Origin of the sequence: Pseudoduganella umbonata (assembly GCF_014192225.1) — a bacterium.
Taxonomy (GTDB): Bacteria; Pseudomonadota; Gammaproteobacteria; order Burkholderiales; family Burkholderiaceae_D; genus Rugamonas; species Rugamonas umbonata.
In genome coordinates this window covers 869,733-885,257 of the sequence record NZ_JACHXS010000001.1, presented here as the reverse complement: position 1 = coordinate 885,257, position 15,525 = coordinate 869,733, and the positions used below count along the sequence as shown (strand labels likewise).

General features: G+C 67.6%; 15 protein-coding genes. 12 read left to right on the top strand and 3 right to left on the bottom strand.

Annotation, left to right across the window (positions count from 1 at the left end; all coding sequences use genetic code 11):
* Positions 1 to 102 precede the first annotated feature (102 nt).
* The gene (locus tag FHS02_RS03635) at positions 103 to 1,296 is read right to left on the bottom strand and encodes a thiolase family protein (protein WP_217496906.1); all 1,194 of its coding nucleotides are present in this window, start codon (positions 1,294 to 1,296) and stop codon (positions 103 to 105) included.
* On the bottom strand, positions 1,293 to 1,691 hold the full coding sequence (locus FHS02_RS03630; protein ID WP_137312842.1) for a Zn-ribbon domain-containing OB-fold protein: 399 nt from the start codon (positions 1,689 to 1,691) through the stop codon (positions 1,293 to 1,295). Before FHS02_RS03630 ends, FHS02_RS03635 begins: the two co-directional genes overlap by 4 nt.
* Before the next feature lie 144 nt (positions 1,692 to 1,835).
* Between FHS02_RS03630 and FHS02_RS03625 the strand changes: the two genes are divergently transcribed.
* The 4 genes from FHS02_RS03625 (at position 1,836) to FHS02_RS03610 (ending at position 6,180) form a co-directional block, all read left to right on the top strand.
* Positions 1,836 to 2,534, top strand: a complete 699-nt coding sequence (locus tag FHS02_RS03625) for an SDR family NAD(P)-dependent oxidoreductase (protein ID WP_137312841.1) — start codon at positions 1,836 to 1,838, stop codon at positions 2,532 to 2,534.
* Positions 2,535 to 2,583: 49 nt separating this feature from the next.
* A complete protein-coding gene (locus FHS02_RS03620; RefSeq protein WP_137312840.1) occupies positions 2,584 to 3,570 on the top strand; it encodes a fumarylacetoacetate hydrolase family protein in 987 nt (328 codons plus the stop codon).
* A gap of 74 nt (positions 3,571 to 3,644) precedes the next feature.
* A complete protein-coding gene (locus FHS02_RS03615; protein WP_137312839.1) occupies positions 3,645 to 4,919 on the top strand; it encodes an MFS transporter in 1,275 nt (424 codons plus the stop codon).
* 28 nt (positions 4,920 to 4,947) lie between these two features.
* On the top strand, positions 4,948 to 6,180 hold the full coding sequence (locus FHS02_RS03610; RefSeq protein WP_137312838.1) for an NAD(P)/FAD-dependent oxidoreductase: 1,233 nt from the start codon (positions 4,948 to 4,950) through the stop codon (positions 6,178 to 6,180).
* 21 nt (positions 6,181 to 6,201) lie between these two features.
* On the opposite strand, the gene FHS02_RS03605 is transcribed toward FHS02_RS03610, so the two are convergent.
* Positions 6,202 to 6,945 carry a DUF2889 domain-containing protein gene (locus tag FHS02_RS03605; RefSeq protein WP_137312837.1) on the bottom strand — a complete coding sequence of 248 codons (744 nt, stop codon included), beginning with the start codon at positions 6,943 to 6,945 and terminating at the stop codon, positions 6,202 to 6,204.
* Between the two features lie 75 nt (positions 6,946 to 7,020).
* Between FHS02_RS03605 and FHS02_RS03600 the strand changes: the two genes are divergently transcribed.
* The 8 genes from FHS02_RS03600 (at position 7,021) to FHS02_RS03565 (ending at position 15,501) form a co-directional block, all read left to right on the top strand.
* Positions 7,021 to 7,821, top strand: a complete 801-nt coding sequence (locus FHS02_RS03600) for an SDR family NAD(P)-dependent oxidoreductase (RefSeq protein WP_137312836.1) — start codon at positions 7,021 to 7,023, stop codon at positions 7,819 to 7,821.
* A gap of 27 nt (positions 7,822 to 7,848) precedes the next feature.
* Positions 7,849 to 8,472: a TetR/AcrR family transcriptional regulator gene (locus FHS02_RS03595; protein ID WP_137312835.1), complete on the top strand. Its 624-nt coding sequence runs from the start codon at positions 7,849 to 7,851 to the stop codon at positions 8,470 to 8,472.
* 187 nt (positions 8,473 to 8,659) lie between these two features.
* Positions 8,660 to 9,754, top strand: a complete 1,095-nt coding sequence (locus tag FHS02_RS03590) for an amidohydrolase family protein (RefSeq protein ID WP_137312834.1) — start codon at positions 8,660 to 8,662, stop codon at positions 9,752 to 9,754.
* Positions 9,751 to 10,623, top strand: a complete 873-nt coding sequence (locus tag FHS02_RS03585; protein WP_137312833.1) for a fumarylacetoacetate hydrolase family protein — start codon at positions 9,751 to 9,753, stop codon at positions 10,621 to 10,623. Before FHS02_RS03590 ends, FHS02_RS03585 begins: the two co-directional genes overlap by 4 nt.
* Before the next feature lie 13 nt (positions 10,624 to 10,636).
* Positions 10,637 to 11,542 (top strand): 3-hydroxyacyl-CoA dehydrogenase, encoded by a 906-nt coding sequence (locus FHS02_RS03580; protein ID WP_137312832.1) that lies wholly within the window; start codon positions 10,637 to 10,639, stop codon positions 11,540 to 11,542.
* Entirely contained in the window at positions 11,539 to 12,711 is a 1,173-nt protein-coding gene (locus tag FHS02_RS03575) for a thiolase family protein (RefSeq protein WP_137312831.1), read from the top strand. Before FHS02_RS03580 ends, FHS02_RS03575 begins: the two co-directional genes overlap by 4 nt.
* A 16-nt stretch (positions 12,712 to 12,727) precedes the next feature.
* Entirely contained in the window at positions 12,728 to 13,579 is an 852-nt protein-coding gene (locus FHS02_RS03570) for an SDR family oxidoreductase (protein ID WP_137312830.1), read from the top strand.
* A 218-nt stretch (positions 13,580 to 13,797) separates the two neighbouring features.
* Complete coding sequence (locus FHS02_RS03565) at positions 13,798 to 15,501, top strand: DUF1302 domain-containing protein (RefSeq protein WP_137312829.1); 1,704 nt, start codon at positions 13,798 to 13,800, stop codon at positions 15,499 to 15,501.
* The last annotated feature ends 24 nt before the right edge of the window (positions 15,502 to 15,525 follow it).

Genomic DNA, 15,525 nt, shown 5'->3' with positions numbered 1-15,525 from the left:
ATTGAAAATCAAATTCTAAGATTAGAATCGCTTCCGGGCAAGGACGGATCGCCGGCGCGCCCGGTCGAGCGCCGCAGGCGCGCCGGGCACGGCATCACGGGTTCAGGCGCGCACCAGCAGCAGGCTGCCTGCCAGCGGACCGCCGCCGGATGCCACCACGGAGACCTGGTGCGGCGCTACCTGGCGCGCGCCGCCGCGGTTCCACAGCTGGGTGCAAGCTTCATGCACGTAGCCGAGGCCATGGGTCCGGCCGCCGGACAACTGGCCGCCGTTCGTATTGACCGGCAGTGTGCCATCGAGGGCAATGCGGCGTCCGCCCTCGACGAAGCGGCCGCTTTCGCCCAGCGGACACAGCCGCAGCGCCTCCAGCCACATCATGGTCAGGATCGAGAATCCGTCATACAGCTGGGCGGTACCGACTTCCGATGGCGTGATGTCGGTGCGCGACCACATCATGTCGGCCGCATCGCGGGTGGCCATCGCCGTCAGGTCGATCTGGTCCCACGACCAGGGCTGGTGCAGCGCGGCGCCGATCGCTTCGATGCGCACCGGCGGGTTGGGGCCGTCGCGGGCGGCGTCGGCGCGCGACAGGATGATGGCCGTCGACGCGTCGCAATGCACATCGCAGTCGAGCATGCGCAGCGGCGTCGAGATCATGCGCGAGGCCATGTAGTCGTCCATGCCGAGCGGCGTGCGGTAGATCGCCTTGGGATTCAGGGCCGCGTTGGCGCGGCAGGTCAGGGCGATCTGCGCCAGCTGCTCGGGCGTGGTGCCGTAGTCGTGGAAATGGCGCTGCGCATACAGTGCCATCAGGTTGACCCCCGACAGCACGTTGAACGGCGTGTACCACTGCCACGCGGCACTGGTGTCGCGCCCGGCCGTCTTGTTGGTCAGCGCGCTGGCGCCCTTGTCGGTCTGGCGCCGGGTTGCCTCGGCGATGGTGCGGAATACCAGCACATGCCGGCACAGTCCGGCGGCGATCGCCATCGCGCCATTGATCACGCCGGCCAACGGCCCCGGACCTTCGTAGCCGCCGCCATACCAGTTGACCTTCAGGCCCAGCGTGCCGATCAGCGCATTCGGCCCGACCGGGGAAAACGCGTCGCCGTTGTTGTTGTCGCCAGGCCAGCATGCGATGCCGTCGATATCGTCGCGCGTCAGCCCGGCGTCGGCAATCGCCTCCAGGCAGGCGTCGAGCGTCAGGCGCATCGCCGATTTCGACGACGGCCGCGCCACTTCCGACTGGCCGATGCCGGTGATCGCCACGTCCTTCTCGTACAGGCGGTCGAACATCATGCAGCCCTCTCGAACAGCGGCAGCCAGACATCCTCGACCTGCTCGAAGCACACCTGCACCGGCATGCCGATGCTGACCCGCTCCGGCTCGGTGCCGACGATATTGCTCACGAAACGCAAGCCTTCCTGGTCGGCCAGCTCGACGATGGCCACCACATAGGGCTGGTCCAGGTCCGGCCGCCAGGCCTGGTGGTTGATGGTGAAGGTGACGACCTTGCCGCGGCCCGAGACCGGCCGCGGCGCGACGTCCTGGCCGAGGCAGCGCGGGCAGATCGGCGCCGGCGGGTGGAAGAAGCGCGCGCAGCGGTCGCAGTGATGCATCTGCAGCCGGCCTTCGGCGCCGCCTTGCCAGAATGCCCGGTTGTCGGCAGTGAGTGCCGGAAGTTTTCTTGTCATGTGCTGGCCCTGGAACGAGTGGATGGCGAACTGTCGGTGAGAAGATTCTACAACTATGTAGACAGAAATTGAAAATATGTTTAAAGTTTTCACACCGGGCCAATTCCATCCCGTCCCTCATTCCGTCCGGAGAACCTTCACACCATGTCCGATCGACTTGCTTCCCGCATCATCGTCATTACCGGCGGCTTCGGCGCGCTGGGCCGCGCCGTCGCCGAACGGCTGATTGCCGAAGGCGCATCCGTAGCGCTGCTCGACCGTGCCGCGCCATCCGGCGCTCCTGTGCCGGGCCTTGCACTGGCGCTCGGCGGCATCGAACTGGGGCAGGAAGCCGCCTGCCAGGCCGCGTACACCCAGGTGCGCGAAGCGCTCGGTGCGCCGGACGGCATCGTCAACGTCGCCGGCGGCTTCACCTGGGAAACCGTCGAAGGCGGGGCGCTGGCGTCGTGGGATCGCATGTACGACACGAACCTGCGTACCGCCGTGGCCAGCTGCCGCGCGGCGCTGCCGCACCTGCTGGCGCGCGGCGCCGGGCGCATCGTCAATGTCGGTGCGGCGGCGGCGCAGAAAGCCGGCATGGGGATGGGCGCCTACGCTGCCTCCAAGGCCGGGGTGATGCGCCTGACCGAAGCCCTGGCCGAAGAGCTGAAGGACCGCGGCATCACCGTCAACGCCGTCCTGCCGAGCATCATCGACACGCCCGCCAACCGTGCCGACATGCCGGATGCCGATCATGCCCGCTGGGTGACGCCCGACAAGCTGGCGGCGGTCATCGCCTTCCTGCTGTCGGACGAGGCGTCGGCGCTGACCGGCGCCTGCATTCCGGTCAACGGCCGCGTGTAGCCGCGGATCACCAAAACAAGTACGGAGACACAGCAATGGAACTGCAGCAATGAGACTGGTTACCTACCGCGACACTTCGGGCGCCATGCGCCCCGGCGCCCTGATCGACGACGATACGGCGATCGTCGATCTGCGCAGCGCCGCCACCACCACCGGCCTGGGCGCATGGCCCGCGTTCACCAGCATCCTGGCGCTGGTCGAGGCGGGCGACGAAGCCATGGACGAGGCGCGCCGCCTGGTTGCCCACCCGCCTGCCGGGGCGGTCATCGGACGTGCCACGGTCAGGCTGTGCGCGCCGATCCAGCCGCCGCCGCAGATGCGCGACTGCTCGTGCTTCGAGCTGCACCTGAAGCAGAGCTTCGCGGCGGCGCGCCGCGCGCGCGTGGCGCACCTGCCCAATCCGGAGGAGGCGCTGGCGCAAATGAATACGCGCGCCGACGAGCGCGTGCTTGCCACCTTCAATCGCCAGCCGATCTATTACAAGTGCAATCGCTTCGCCGTCATCGGCCCGGACGAGGATGTGATCTGGCCCGCCTACAGCAAGGCGATGGATTTTGAACTGGAGTTCGCCTGCTACATCGGGCGCAAGGGCAAGGACATCGCCTCCGGCGCGGCGCGCGACCATATCGTCGGCTACACGATCTTCAATGACATGAGCGCGCGGGACACCCAGGCGCTGGAAATGGCCGGCATGCTGGGGCCGGCCAAGAGCAAGGATTTCGACACCGGCAATGTGATGGGGCCATGCCTGGTCACCGCCGACGAGATTCCCGATCCCTACGATCTGGCCATGGTCGCGCGGGTCAACGGCGAAGAGTGGGGCAGGGGCAGCACGCGCGACATGCGCTGGCGCTTCGAGGACGTGATCGAGCACATCTCGCGCTCCGAGACGCTGTACCCGGGTGAAGTGCTGGGTTCCGGCACGGTCGGCAACGGCTGCGGGCTCGAACAGCTGCGCTACCTGAAGCCGGGCGACGAGATCGAGCTCGAGATCGAACGCATCGGCGTGCTGCGCAGCCGCATCGTGCGGCCCTGAACCGCCTTCCTTCCCCCCGGTGCACCCGGCCGCAGAGCCAGGGCGCCGCTTCCACGACCCAACAGGAGACAACCATGGTCGGAACCAAGAATGGCGCGGCGATCGATTTCGCCGAATTCAGGCAGGGCTGGCGCGTCCTGCTGCTGTCGATTGCCGGGGTCATGATCAGCATCAACGCGGCCCTGCTGTACGGCTTCGGCGTGCTGGTCATCCCGCTGCAGCAGCAGTTCGGCTGGGACCGCCCGTCGCTGCAGGCGGCGATCAGTTTCCTCTTCGCCGGCGCGGTGATCGGCCTGCAGCTGGTCGGCTGGCTCAACCTGCGCTTCGGCATCAAGCGCGTCACCCTGGTGTCGCTGTTCACGATGGCGCTCGGCTACCTGGCGACCACCGGCATTGGCGGCCCGGTATGGACGCTGTACGCGGCCTTCTTCCTTCTGCCCATCGTCGGCATGGGCGCGCTGGCGGTGACCTGGACGCAGTTGCTGAACCTCTGGTTCACGCGCAACCGCGGCCTGGCGCTGGCGCTGGGCCTGTCCGGCACAGGCATCACGGCCGCCGTCACGCCACCCCTGTTTGCGTGGGGCGTGGCCCAGTGGGGCTGGCAGGCGCCTTTCGTGATCCTGGCCCTGGTGAACGTGCTGATCGGGATCCCCCTGACACTTGCCTGGTTCCGGCTGCCGCAAGTGGCCAGGGTGGCAGCTGCGGCGCCGGAGGCGGTTGCAGCAGGCGCCCCGGCGCTGGCCGGCATGTCCTTCCGGGCCGCGCTGGCATCGCCCAGGTACTGGATCTGCAACCTGGCGCTGTGCCTGGTCGTCTCGGCGGTGATGGGCATGGTCACCAGCACCGTGCCGATGCTGCGCGACCGCGGGCTGACACTCGCCGGCGCGACGCAGGTCTTTTCCTGGTTCGGCATCGCGCTGGTGCTGGGACGGCTGGTGGTCGGTTACCTGCTCGACAGGCTATGGCCGCCCGGCGTGGCTGCCGTCAGTCTGGCCCTGCCGGCCGTCGGCGCGGCCATCTTCCTGTCGGGAAGCGGTGACATCGTCCTGCTCAGCCTGGCCGCAGCGCTGGCGGGCCTGGGCGCGGGCGCCGAATTCGATATCGCCGCCTTCCTCATGGCGCGCTATTTCGGCCTGAAGGACTACGGGCGCATTTTCGGCCTGCACCAGGGCCTGATCACGGTGGCCTCGGCGGGCGCGCCGCTGCTGTTCGCGGCCATGTTCAGCGCCACCGGCGGCTATGCCACGATGCTGGTCTATTGCGCCACCAGCACCCTGGCCGGTTCGCTGCTGCTGCTGACGCTGGGACGCAGTCCGCAAGCCGCCATGCAGGCGCACGCGGCGGCATGACTGTTATCGAAACTGGAGGAACCATACCATGACGCTCAATTCCATCGTGATCGCCGGCGCCGGCCATGCCGGCGTGCAAGTGGCGCTGTCGCTGCGCCAGGACGGCTACACCGGCAGCATCTCCCTCGTCAACGACGAACCCTGGCTGCCTTACCAGCGCCCGCCGTTGTCGAAAGCCTACCTGCTGGGGAAGATCGATGCCACGGCGATGCAGTTCCGCCCGGCGCAGTTCTACACCGACCAGCGCATCGACCTGGTGGCCGACCGCGGCGCCGCGATCGACCGCCAGAACCGCCGGCTGCTGCTGGCCTCGGGGACGGTGCTCGACTACGATCACCTGGTGCTGGCCACCGGCGCCCATAACCGGCCGCTGAACGTGCCGGGCGCCGGCCTGGCGAACGTCTATGGCGTGAAGACCCGCGCCGATGCCGAGGCACTGGCGCCCTTGCTCGGCAATGCGAAGCGGGTGGTGGTGATCGGTGCCGGCTTCATCGGGCTGGAATTCGCCGCCGTCGCGGCCGCCGCCGGCGCCGCGGTCGACGTGCTGGAGCTGGGCGATCGCCCGATGGCCCGCGCGGTGTCGCCGGCCATGTCCGAGCTGTTCCGCGCGGCGCATGCCGCCTGGGGCGTGACCTTCCACTTCCGCGGCGCGGTGGCGGAAATTGAAGGCGACAACGGCAAGGCGGTGGCCGTGCTCACGGCGGATGGCCGGCGCCTGCCCGCCGACCTGGTGGTGTACGGCATTGGCGTCATCCCGAACGTCGGGCTGGCGCTGGAGGCGGGACTGGGCATCGACAATGGCATACGGGTCGACGCTGGCCTGCTGACGTCCGACCCGCACATTTCCGCGCTGGGCGACGTCGCCTGCTTCCCCTGCCTGCAGAACGGCGAACGGCCGACCCGCCTCGAGTCGGTGCAGAACGCCGTCGACCAGGGAAAGCTGATCGCGGCGCGCCTCACCGGCAAGCCGGCGCCGTACACCGCGTTGCCGTGGTTCTGGACCGACCAGGGCCACCTCAAGCTGCAGATCGCGGGCCTGTCGGGCGGCGCGGACAATCACGTTGTGCTCGGCGACCCGGCGGCGCAGCAGGTGTCGGTGCTGTGCTTCCGCGGCGAACAGCTGCTGGCGGTGGAATCCTGCGGGCGGGTCGGCGACCACATGGCGGCGCGCAAGATCCTGGCACGTCCGCCGGCGCTGACGCCGTCGATGGCGGCGGCGCCCGGTTTCGACCTGAAGGCGTGGGAGGCGGCCAACCGCTGAGCGGCCAGGGTGGCGCCGAGCTCAGGCGCCGAAGTCGCCCAGCCAGGCCTGGTCGTCCTGGCACAGCGCCTCGGGGCGCGCGCTGAAATCCCACGTCGAGCCGACGATCCGGATCGCCTGCGGGGCGCGTTCGGGCTGCTGGGCGTAGCAGCGCCCGCTCAGGTGGGCATGGGGCTGGCGGTCGAGGTCCTTCAGCCGCCCCAGCGAGATCAGGGCGCAGCGGCGCAGCACGAGGGCCGCTTCCGCCTCCTCGTCCGGCAGCGTGCCCAGCGCCCAGCGCGCCATGCCCTGGCGCATGTCGACGCCGGCGTAGGGCGCCGGTCCCAGGATCAGGCTGCCGTCTACTTCCCACTCGAGCACGAGTACGCCGTTGCGCCGCAGGCACGCATGCGAGCGCCCGTCGACGTGGCGCGGCACGTCGATGTCGTAGCGGCGCCGGCTGTCGCCCCGCGCGGCGACGGCGATCGCCAGCCCGGCCAGGTCGAACATGTGCGTGCACTGCTGCGCCGGGTCGGCATGCAGCGTGACCGAATTGGCAATACGGTCGATCCGCATGCCGGCCAGGCGGTCCAGTTCGGGGGCCGCGCCAGGGCAGGCGGAGAACGGATGCCGCGGCGTTTCGCCGCGCACCGCCGTGACCGCGCCGCCGCGATGCCCGACCACGACACGGAAATGATGGAAGTCGTCCTCGAGGACGGCGCGCACTTCGCCGCCGTCGCCATGGCGGCGGGCGGCCAGTTCGATGCGCCTGCGAAAGCGTTGCATGGCGTATTCCGATATCGGTTGTTGTTGTGAATGTGTACAATAACAGAAAATATGTTCATAAGTGAGGAGACTGACATGGAGCTTCTGAAAGACAGGGTGGCGCTGGTCACCGGTGCCGGCGGCGGTATCGGTCGCGGCGTGGCACGCCGTTTTGCACGCGAAGGCGCGGCGGTGGTGATCGCCGAAATCGACCCCGACAGCGGCGCCAGGGTCGCCCGCGAAGTAGAGGAACTCGGCGGCAAGGCACTGTTCATCCAGACCGACGTCTTGCAGAAAGCATCTGTTGAAGCAGCAGTCGCTGCTGCTGTCGATCAGTTCGGCGGTCTGGATATTTTGGTTAACAACGCTTTCGTGCCGACGCCGAACGTGCTGCTGGAAGACAAGACCGACGAGATGCTCGACCAGACCCTGACGTCCACCGTCAAGGCCTGCTGGTGGGCCATGCGCGCGGCGCTGCCGCACATGCGCACGCGTGGCGGCGGCAAGATCGTCAACTTCTATTCGATCGATGTCGACATCGGGGCCTGGCTGCATGCCGACTACAACACCGCCAAGGCTGCGATCATCGGCCTGACGCGCAGCGCGGCGGCCGAATGGGGGCGTTTCAACATCACCGTGAACGCGATCGCGCCGACGGCGATGGGCGCGACGTTCCACAAGCTGGCGGCGGAGCACCCGGGGTTCGCCGAGCGGTCGGCGGCGATGCGCCCGCTGGGCCGCTGCGGCGACCCGGAAGACGATATCGGCCCGGTGGCCGTGTTCCTGGCCAGCGACATGTCGCGCTACGTGACCGGCGAATCGTTCCATGTCGACGGCGGCCTGCACCTGCCGGGCTACAACTCCAGGCCGGCGCATGTGCCGGTTCGCGAATACTGATTTTTCCACGACAGGATTACCACCCCGATGCGCACCGCGACCGTCCCCAGCGCCAGCCACTCCTCGAACGACAAGCGCAACCGGCGTGCGGAGACGACCGTCGCGGCGATCCTGGCCGCCACCGAGGCCATCGTTTTGCGCGCCGGATCCGACCGCATCTCGGTGCTCGACGTATGCGAGCTCGCGCAAGTGTCGCGGGGCACCTTCTATCGCTACTTCGCCTCGCAGGACGAACTGCTGGACGCGTTCGCGCGCCACAAGCGTTCATCGTTCCAGCAGGCCATGGCGGACGCCGTGGTGCCGTTCACGGATCCGGACGAACGTTTCCAGGCGCTGGTGCGCTACCTGGACAATTACGCGGCGCACGGCCAGGCGCGCCTGCTGCTGCGCGCGGCACCCGAATACACGCTGCGCCTGTTCGGGCGCCTGTTCCACGAGTCGCTGGCGCGCATCGACGAGTTGATGCGCACCGTGTTCGATTCCTGGGACCGCCGGCTCGGCATCCGCATCGACCGCGACCTCGTCTGTGAAATGCTGATCCGCTGCGTGCTGAGCGAGCTCGTGGTACCGAACCGGCGGCCGGAGGACGGCGTGCAGCGCATCGTCAGGTTCCTGTATTCGTTTGTCGCCTGCGGCACGAGCGAGCGTTGAAAAAATAAAGTTAAACATATTTGCCATTTCTGTCTAAGTTTGGCATGATGGGTCCTGATGCAAAGCACCGACCGAGTGCGGGCTGATGGAGACACGTAGCGCTTGCGGGCAGGCCTGAACGGGGCCCCGGTGTGTCCGGATGAGTGCGCCTGTGGTCGGGTTAATCAATCCAGACAGGAGACACCCCATGCTCATCGACCTTCACGCCCATGCCCCGCACCCGGGTTATTACAACCAGCACCCGCACTGGGGTCCCTTCTTCGAACAGCGCCCGGATGGCGACATCAAGCTGCGCGTCGGGCACTGGATCCTGTCGCTCGGCTCGCCGGAGCGGCGCGCCGCGCTGCAGAAGGCGCGCGCCGAAGGCAAGCAGCTCGACATCAACCAGTACCTGGAGCGCTGGGCCGATCCGAAGACACGCCTGGCCGGCATGGATGCGGCGGGGCAGAGCGCCCAGGTGGTGTCGGTTCCTTCGCACTGCTACATGTACTGGGCCGAAGCGGAATTCGGCGTGCCGTTCGCCCGCAAGGTCAATGACGTGCTGGCCGAGTACTGCGCGGCCGCGCCGAACCGCCTGATGGCCTGGGCCCACGCGCCCCTCAACGTTCCGGTCGAGGCCGCCAAGGAAATCCGCCGCGCCTGCACCACGCTGGGCGCCAAGGGCCTGGTGGCGGGCGGCTCCAACTTCGGCGGCCTGGAATTCGATTCGCCCGAGCTCGATCCGGTGTGGCAGGCCCTGTGCGACCTCGACCTGCCGATGTTCGTGCACGGCTATAACCAGTCGGTCACCTGGGGCGAGAACGCCAATACCGACAACTACGAGACCACCGCCATCGTCGGCATGAACTACGACGAGACCAAGTGTTTCTGGAACATGATCAACGGCGGCGTGTTCGACCGTTTCCCGAACCTGAAGGTGTACATCACCCACGGCGGCGGCTTCGTGCCGTACCAGCTCGGTCGCCTGGCGCAGACCAATCCGAACCTTGACGTGGCGCACAACAAGAAGCCGGTCCTGGAATACCTGAAGAACTTCTACTTCGACGTCGAACTGCACGAGCTGCCGATGCGCCAGGCGATGATCGAAGTCATCGGCGCCGACCGCGTGCTGTATGGCTCGAACTTCGGCGGCAGCGACGCGGTGCGCCACGACCTGACCGACGGATTGCGCCTGTCGGACGAAGACCTGCAGAAGATCCGCTGGAAGAATGCCTGCGAACTGCTGCACATCGATCCGGCCACGCTGGTCGAGGTCGCCAAATCGCCGGCGCTGGCCGCATGAAGATCGCCCGCTGCACCGATGGCGGCACGCCGTTCTGGGCGCTGGTGGATGCCGACGCGCAGACGCTGCGCCAGATCGCCGGCGCCTTCGCCGAGTGGGCGCCCGCACTGACGCGCGCCATCGCCGCGGGCCGTGCCGGCGAGGGCCGGGCGGCGCTGCCGCTGGCCGGTCCGGCGCGCGCGCTGGCCGGCGTGCGCCTGCTGCCGCCGGTCGAGCCGGTCAACCGCGTGGTGGTGGCTGGCGCCAACTATGCCAAGCACCTGGCCGCCGACTTCGGCCTGCAGTCGCCGCCGCAGCCGATTGCCTTCCTGAAAGCCTACGGTGCGCTGATCGGCGCCACCGACGCGCTCCGCTATCCGCCGCTGACCGCGGAACTGGACCATGAGGTCGAACTGGTGGTGGTGGTCGGCAGCGCGCCGGTCGATCCCGCGGCGCCGCTCGACAGCGTCCTCGGCTATACGGTCGGCAACGATGTTTCCGCACGCGACCTGCAGCGCAGCGGGCCGGCCGGCATCGGCATGGACCTGTTCGCGGCCAAGAGCCAGGACCGCAGTACGGGCGTGGGCCCATGGATCGTGACGCGCGACGAATTCCCGGGCGGCAGCCCGCATCTGCGCCTCACGTTGAAAGTTAACGGACAGGTGCGCCAGGACAGCAATACCAGCGAGATGACCTGGGATGTCGGCCAGCTGCTGTGCTTTGTCGAGGCGCGCTCCAGCTTTGCGCCGGGCGACATCCTGTTCACCGGTTCGCCGGCTGGCGTGGGGCAGGGCACCGGACTATACCTGCAACCGGGCGACGTGGTCGAAGCGGGTGTCGAAGGCATCGGCACCATTTGCAATATCGTCGGGCCTCGGCCCGGCGCCTGAGGAGACAAGAACAATGATCGACAAGAACCAGATCGTCGTGGTGGTCGGTGCCGGATTGATGGGCACCGGCATCGCGCACGCATTCGCCAGCAGCGGCTTCCAGACCCGCCTGGTCGACAGCAATGGGCAGGCGCTGGACAAGGCGCTGCAGAACATCCACGCCATCGTCGATGGCGGCGTCAAGCTCGGCAAGTTGACGCCGGAAGCCGCGGCCGCCGCCAAGCAGCGGCTGAGCGTCCATGCCGGACTCGGAGCGGGCGCGGCGCATGCCAACCTGCTGGTGGAAACGGTATCCGAGAACCTCGCCGTCAAGCAGGCGGTGCTGGCGCAGGCCGTGCCGGTCCTGGCCGATGGCGCGCTGGTGGCCACCAATACCTCGGCGCTGTCGGTCACGGAGATCGCGGCATCGGTGCCGCAGCCGGAACGCGTGATCGGTATGCACTTCTTCAATCCCGTGCACAAGATGAAGCTGGTCGAGCTGGTACTCGGCATCGCCACCGATGCCGACGCCGTGGCACGCAGCCGCGCCTGGTGCGAGGCGATCGGCAAGACCTCGATCCTGGTGAACGAATCGCCGGGACTGACGACCAGCCGCATGTCGGCACTGCTTGGCAACGAAGCGATGTGGATGCTGCAGGAAGGCACTGCGAGTGCCGAGGACATCGACACCGCGCTGCGGATGGGCTTCAACCATCCGATGGGGCCCCTCGAGCTGGGCGACATGACCGGCTGGGATACGCGCCTGTCGGTGCTGCGCTACCTGCACGCGACGATGGGCGAACGCTTCCGTCCGTGCCCGCTGATCATCAAGATGGTTGCCGCCGGCCGCCATGGGCGCAAGACCGGCCATGGTGTCTACCGCTACGACGCGGCGGGCCAGCGCGTGCCCGGCTCCGGCCTGAAAGCGAGCGCGCTATGACGGATGTGTACATCGTGGAAGCCGTGCGCACGCCGGTCGGCAAATACCGGGGCAGCCTGGCCGGCGTGCGCGCCGACCACCTGGCGGCCCACCTGCTGAACGACCTGGTGGCGCGCGCCGGCATCGAAGCGAGCCTGGTCAACGACGTCATCTTCGGCTGTGTCACCCAGGTGGGCGAACAGTCGGCCAACATCGCCCGCACGGCGTTGCTGGGTGCCGGCTGGCCGGCCGGTATCCCGGGCCTGACGGTCGACCGCAAGTGCGGTTCGGGCGAAGTGGCCGTGCACCTGGCGGCTGGCCAGATCGCCGCCGGCGCCGCCCAGGTGGTGGTGGCGGGGGGCGCGGAAAACATGAGCCGGGTGCGCATGGGCGGCAACCGCGAGATCTACGGCGAGGCATTTGGCTGGATGGCGGCCGACCGGTACGAGCTGACCAGCCAGGGCGAGGCGGCCGAGCGGATCGCCGACCTGTGGAAACTGGGCCGCGGCGAGCTCGATGCCTACGCCGTCGAGAGCCACCGGCGCGCCGCCGCCGCCGCGCAGGCCGGCTACTTCCGGCGCGAGATCGCCGCCGTGCCGGTGGCAGCATTGAAGGAGCGCGACTGGGCCGAGCCCGTAGCGGAAATCCTGGACGCCGATGAAACCATCCGCCCCGGCACGCATGCGGAGAAACTGGCCACGCTGAAGTCGAGCTTCCGCCCGGAGGGCAAGCTGAGCGCCGGAAATTCGTCGCAGATCTCGGACGGTGCCGCGCTGCTGCTGCTGATGTCGGGCGTAGCGGCGAAGCGCCTGGGCGTCAGGCCGCGAGCCCGTATCCGTGCCTTCACCACAGTGGGGTCGGACCCGACGCTGATGCTCACCGGGCCGGTGGCCGCCACCCGCAAGGTGCTGGCGATGGCGGGACTGACGGCCAGGGATATCGATCTGTTCGAAGTAAACGAGGCCTTTGCCCCGGTGCCGTTGATGTGGGCGCGCGAACTGGACGTTTCGCTCGACCGGCTCAATGTCAACGGCGGAGCGATCGCACTCGGCCACCCGCTCGGCGCCAGCGGCGCCCGCATCATGACCACGCTGCTGCATGAACTGGAGCGGCGCGACGCGCGCTTCGGCCTGCAGGCGATCTGCTGTGCCGGCGGGATGGGCACGGCGACGCTGATCGAGCGCCTCTAGGGAACAGGAGACAACCATGCAGATCGACTTGAGCGGCAAGCGCGTCATCGTCACCGGTGCGTCGCGCGGCATTGGCCTTGCCATCGCCCGCGCGTTCGCGGCGGAGGGCGCGCGCGTGGCCATCTGTGCCCGCACCGCCGCAGCGGTGGAGGCGGCGGGCCAGGAACTCGCGCCGCGCGCGCAAGCCGTCATCGCCTGTGCGGTGGACGTGACCGACGACGCCGGCGTGAAGTCCTTCGTCGAAGAGGTCGCGGTTAGCTGGGGCGGCATCGACGTGCTGGTCAACAATGCCGGCCAGGGGCGCGGCGGCAATCTCGACACGCTGACCCCGGAGCAGATACTGGAGCACGCCAACATCCTCCAGATGGGGCACTTCCGCTTCGTGCAGGCAGTGGTGCCGCACATGCGCCGCCAGCGCTGGGGGCGCATCATCGACATCAACGCGCTGGCCGGTGCCATTCCCACGCCGGATGGCATCCCCTCGGTCATCAACCGCGCCGCTTGCCTGGCGCTGTCCAAGTCGCTCGGCATGTCGCTGGCCAAGGACAACATCCTGGTCAATTCGCTCAACATGGGTTGGATCGATACCGGCCAGTGGGAGCGCCACTTCCGTGATACCGGTCCCGGCGTCACGCGCGAGGAGTTCGACCGGATGGTGCTGAAGGTGGTTCCGCTGGGGCGTTTCGGCAAGCCCGAGGACGTAGCCGGCATGGCGCTGTTCCTGGCCAGCGACTACGCGAGCTTCATCAGCGCGGCCTCGATCGACATCGCCGGCGGGTTGCAGGGGCAGATCGCCTATTACCCGACGCTGAAGCGCGAGTTCACCGAAATGGCCCGTGCACGCCATGCCGGCGGCACCGTTCCATAAGACCATAGGTAGGTGCCAGGAATTCTAGATACAGAATAGTAATCGAATACTAGAATAGTGTCTAAATTCTTGCTACTATTGATCGTGTCAGGCATCTCGTTTCCGATGGGCCGAAGGCAGGCCAGCAGCACGGTGCATGGGAAGGACCGGGCAGGCAGTACCGAGCGATTTTTTAAAAATCCGCCATAACGACAACGACAACGACAGGAGACAGGTCCATGCACCACGCAAGGGGTATCCCCACCCACCATGCAAGCGGCATTTCCATCCTTGCCGGCCAGGCGCTGCGCGGCATCGCGGCGGCAGTCGCCATGCTCTGCGCCGGCACCGCGCCGGCCACCGAAATCGCGGTCAGCAATCCCGACCTCAAGGTGCGGCTCGACGCCACCGTGCGCTACACCGGCGGCTGGCGCACCGAAAAGCCGGACAGCCGGCTGCTGGGCAACTACATCTACGACGAGGGCGATGCCAAGTTCGACCGTGGCGACATGGTCACCAACCGCCTCGACCTGCTGACCGAATTCGATATCAGCTACAAGAACAAGGTCGGTGCCCGGGTGTCGGCCGCGGCGTGGTATGACCAGGCCTACGACGATCACACGGTCAGCTCGCCGGCCGGTTTCGCCACCGCCTACCGCAACAACCGCTACAACAGCGAAGTGGAACGCTATGTAAACGGCCCGTCGGGCGAGATCCTGGACGCCTTCGTCTGGGCCAATCTGGAACTTGGCAAGGTGCCCGTCAACATCAAGGTGGGCCGCCAGACCAATGTCTGGGGCGAGGGCCTGCTGCTGGGCGCCCACGCGATCTCGTACGGGCAGTCGCCGGTGGACGGTGTCAAGGCCGCGACCAACCCGGGCGTCGAGACCAAGGAAGTGTTCCTGCCGGTAGGGCAGGTCCATCTGAGCACCCAGGTGACGGACAATCTCACGCTGGTCGGCCAGTACTATTACGAGTGGAAGCCGACCCGCATCCCGCATGCCGGCACCTACCTGATGGGCGCCGACACGGCACCGTCGTCCGACTTCCTGGCGTTTCCCGTGGCCGGCGTGGCGGCCCGCATCGACCAGGCACGCAAGCCGGGCCAGCACGGCAACTGGGGCATCGGCGCGCGCCTGAATGTCGAAGCGATCGAGTCCACGTTCGGTGCCTACTACCGCCGCTTCGACGACTATTCGCCGGAGCTGGGCGTCCAGCTGCTGGACTTCCGTGGCCCGCTGCCGACCCGGGCGCGCTTCCTGTACCCGGAAGATGTCAAGCAGGCCAGCCTGAGCTTCGGGCGTGTGATCCAGACTGTCGCGGTGGGTGTCGAGCTCTCGCACCGCAAGAACGGCGCCCTGAACACGCCGTCGTCCGTGGTCACCGAGACGGGCGCACGCGGCGACACCTGGCACGCGGTCGTGAACGGCATCTACATGCTGCCGGCAACGCCGGTCTGGGACACCGGCAGCTTCGTTGCCGAGCTGGCCTACAACCGGCTCGACAAGGTGGTCACCAACCCGGCGCTGTACCGGTCGGTGGGCTCGGCCGCCTGCGTCGATTCACGCACCGGCAAGGCCGGCTCGGGCAACAAGGACGATGGCTGCTCGACCCGCGATGCCTGGCTGATGGCGCTGAAAATGACGCCCCAGTACCTGAACGTGCTACCGTCGTGGGACCTGAGCATCCCGCTCAGTATCACGTACGGCCTGTCGGGCAATGCGCCAACCTCTGGCGGCGGCACCGAAGGCGAACTGCGCTGGTCGCTTGGCGCGACCATGACGTATGCATCGAAGTATGAATTTTCTCTCAGCTATGCCGACCGCACCCTGCCCGTACGCGAACTGAACGGCAGGATCACCGGCGGCGCCGCGCACAGCAATTCGTCGGTCGGGGTCATCGACCGCGGCTGGCTGTCCTTTACCTTCAAGACGGCATTCTGAAACGCCGCATACAGGAGACAAGAC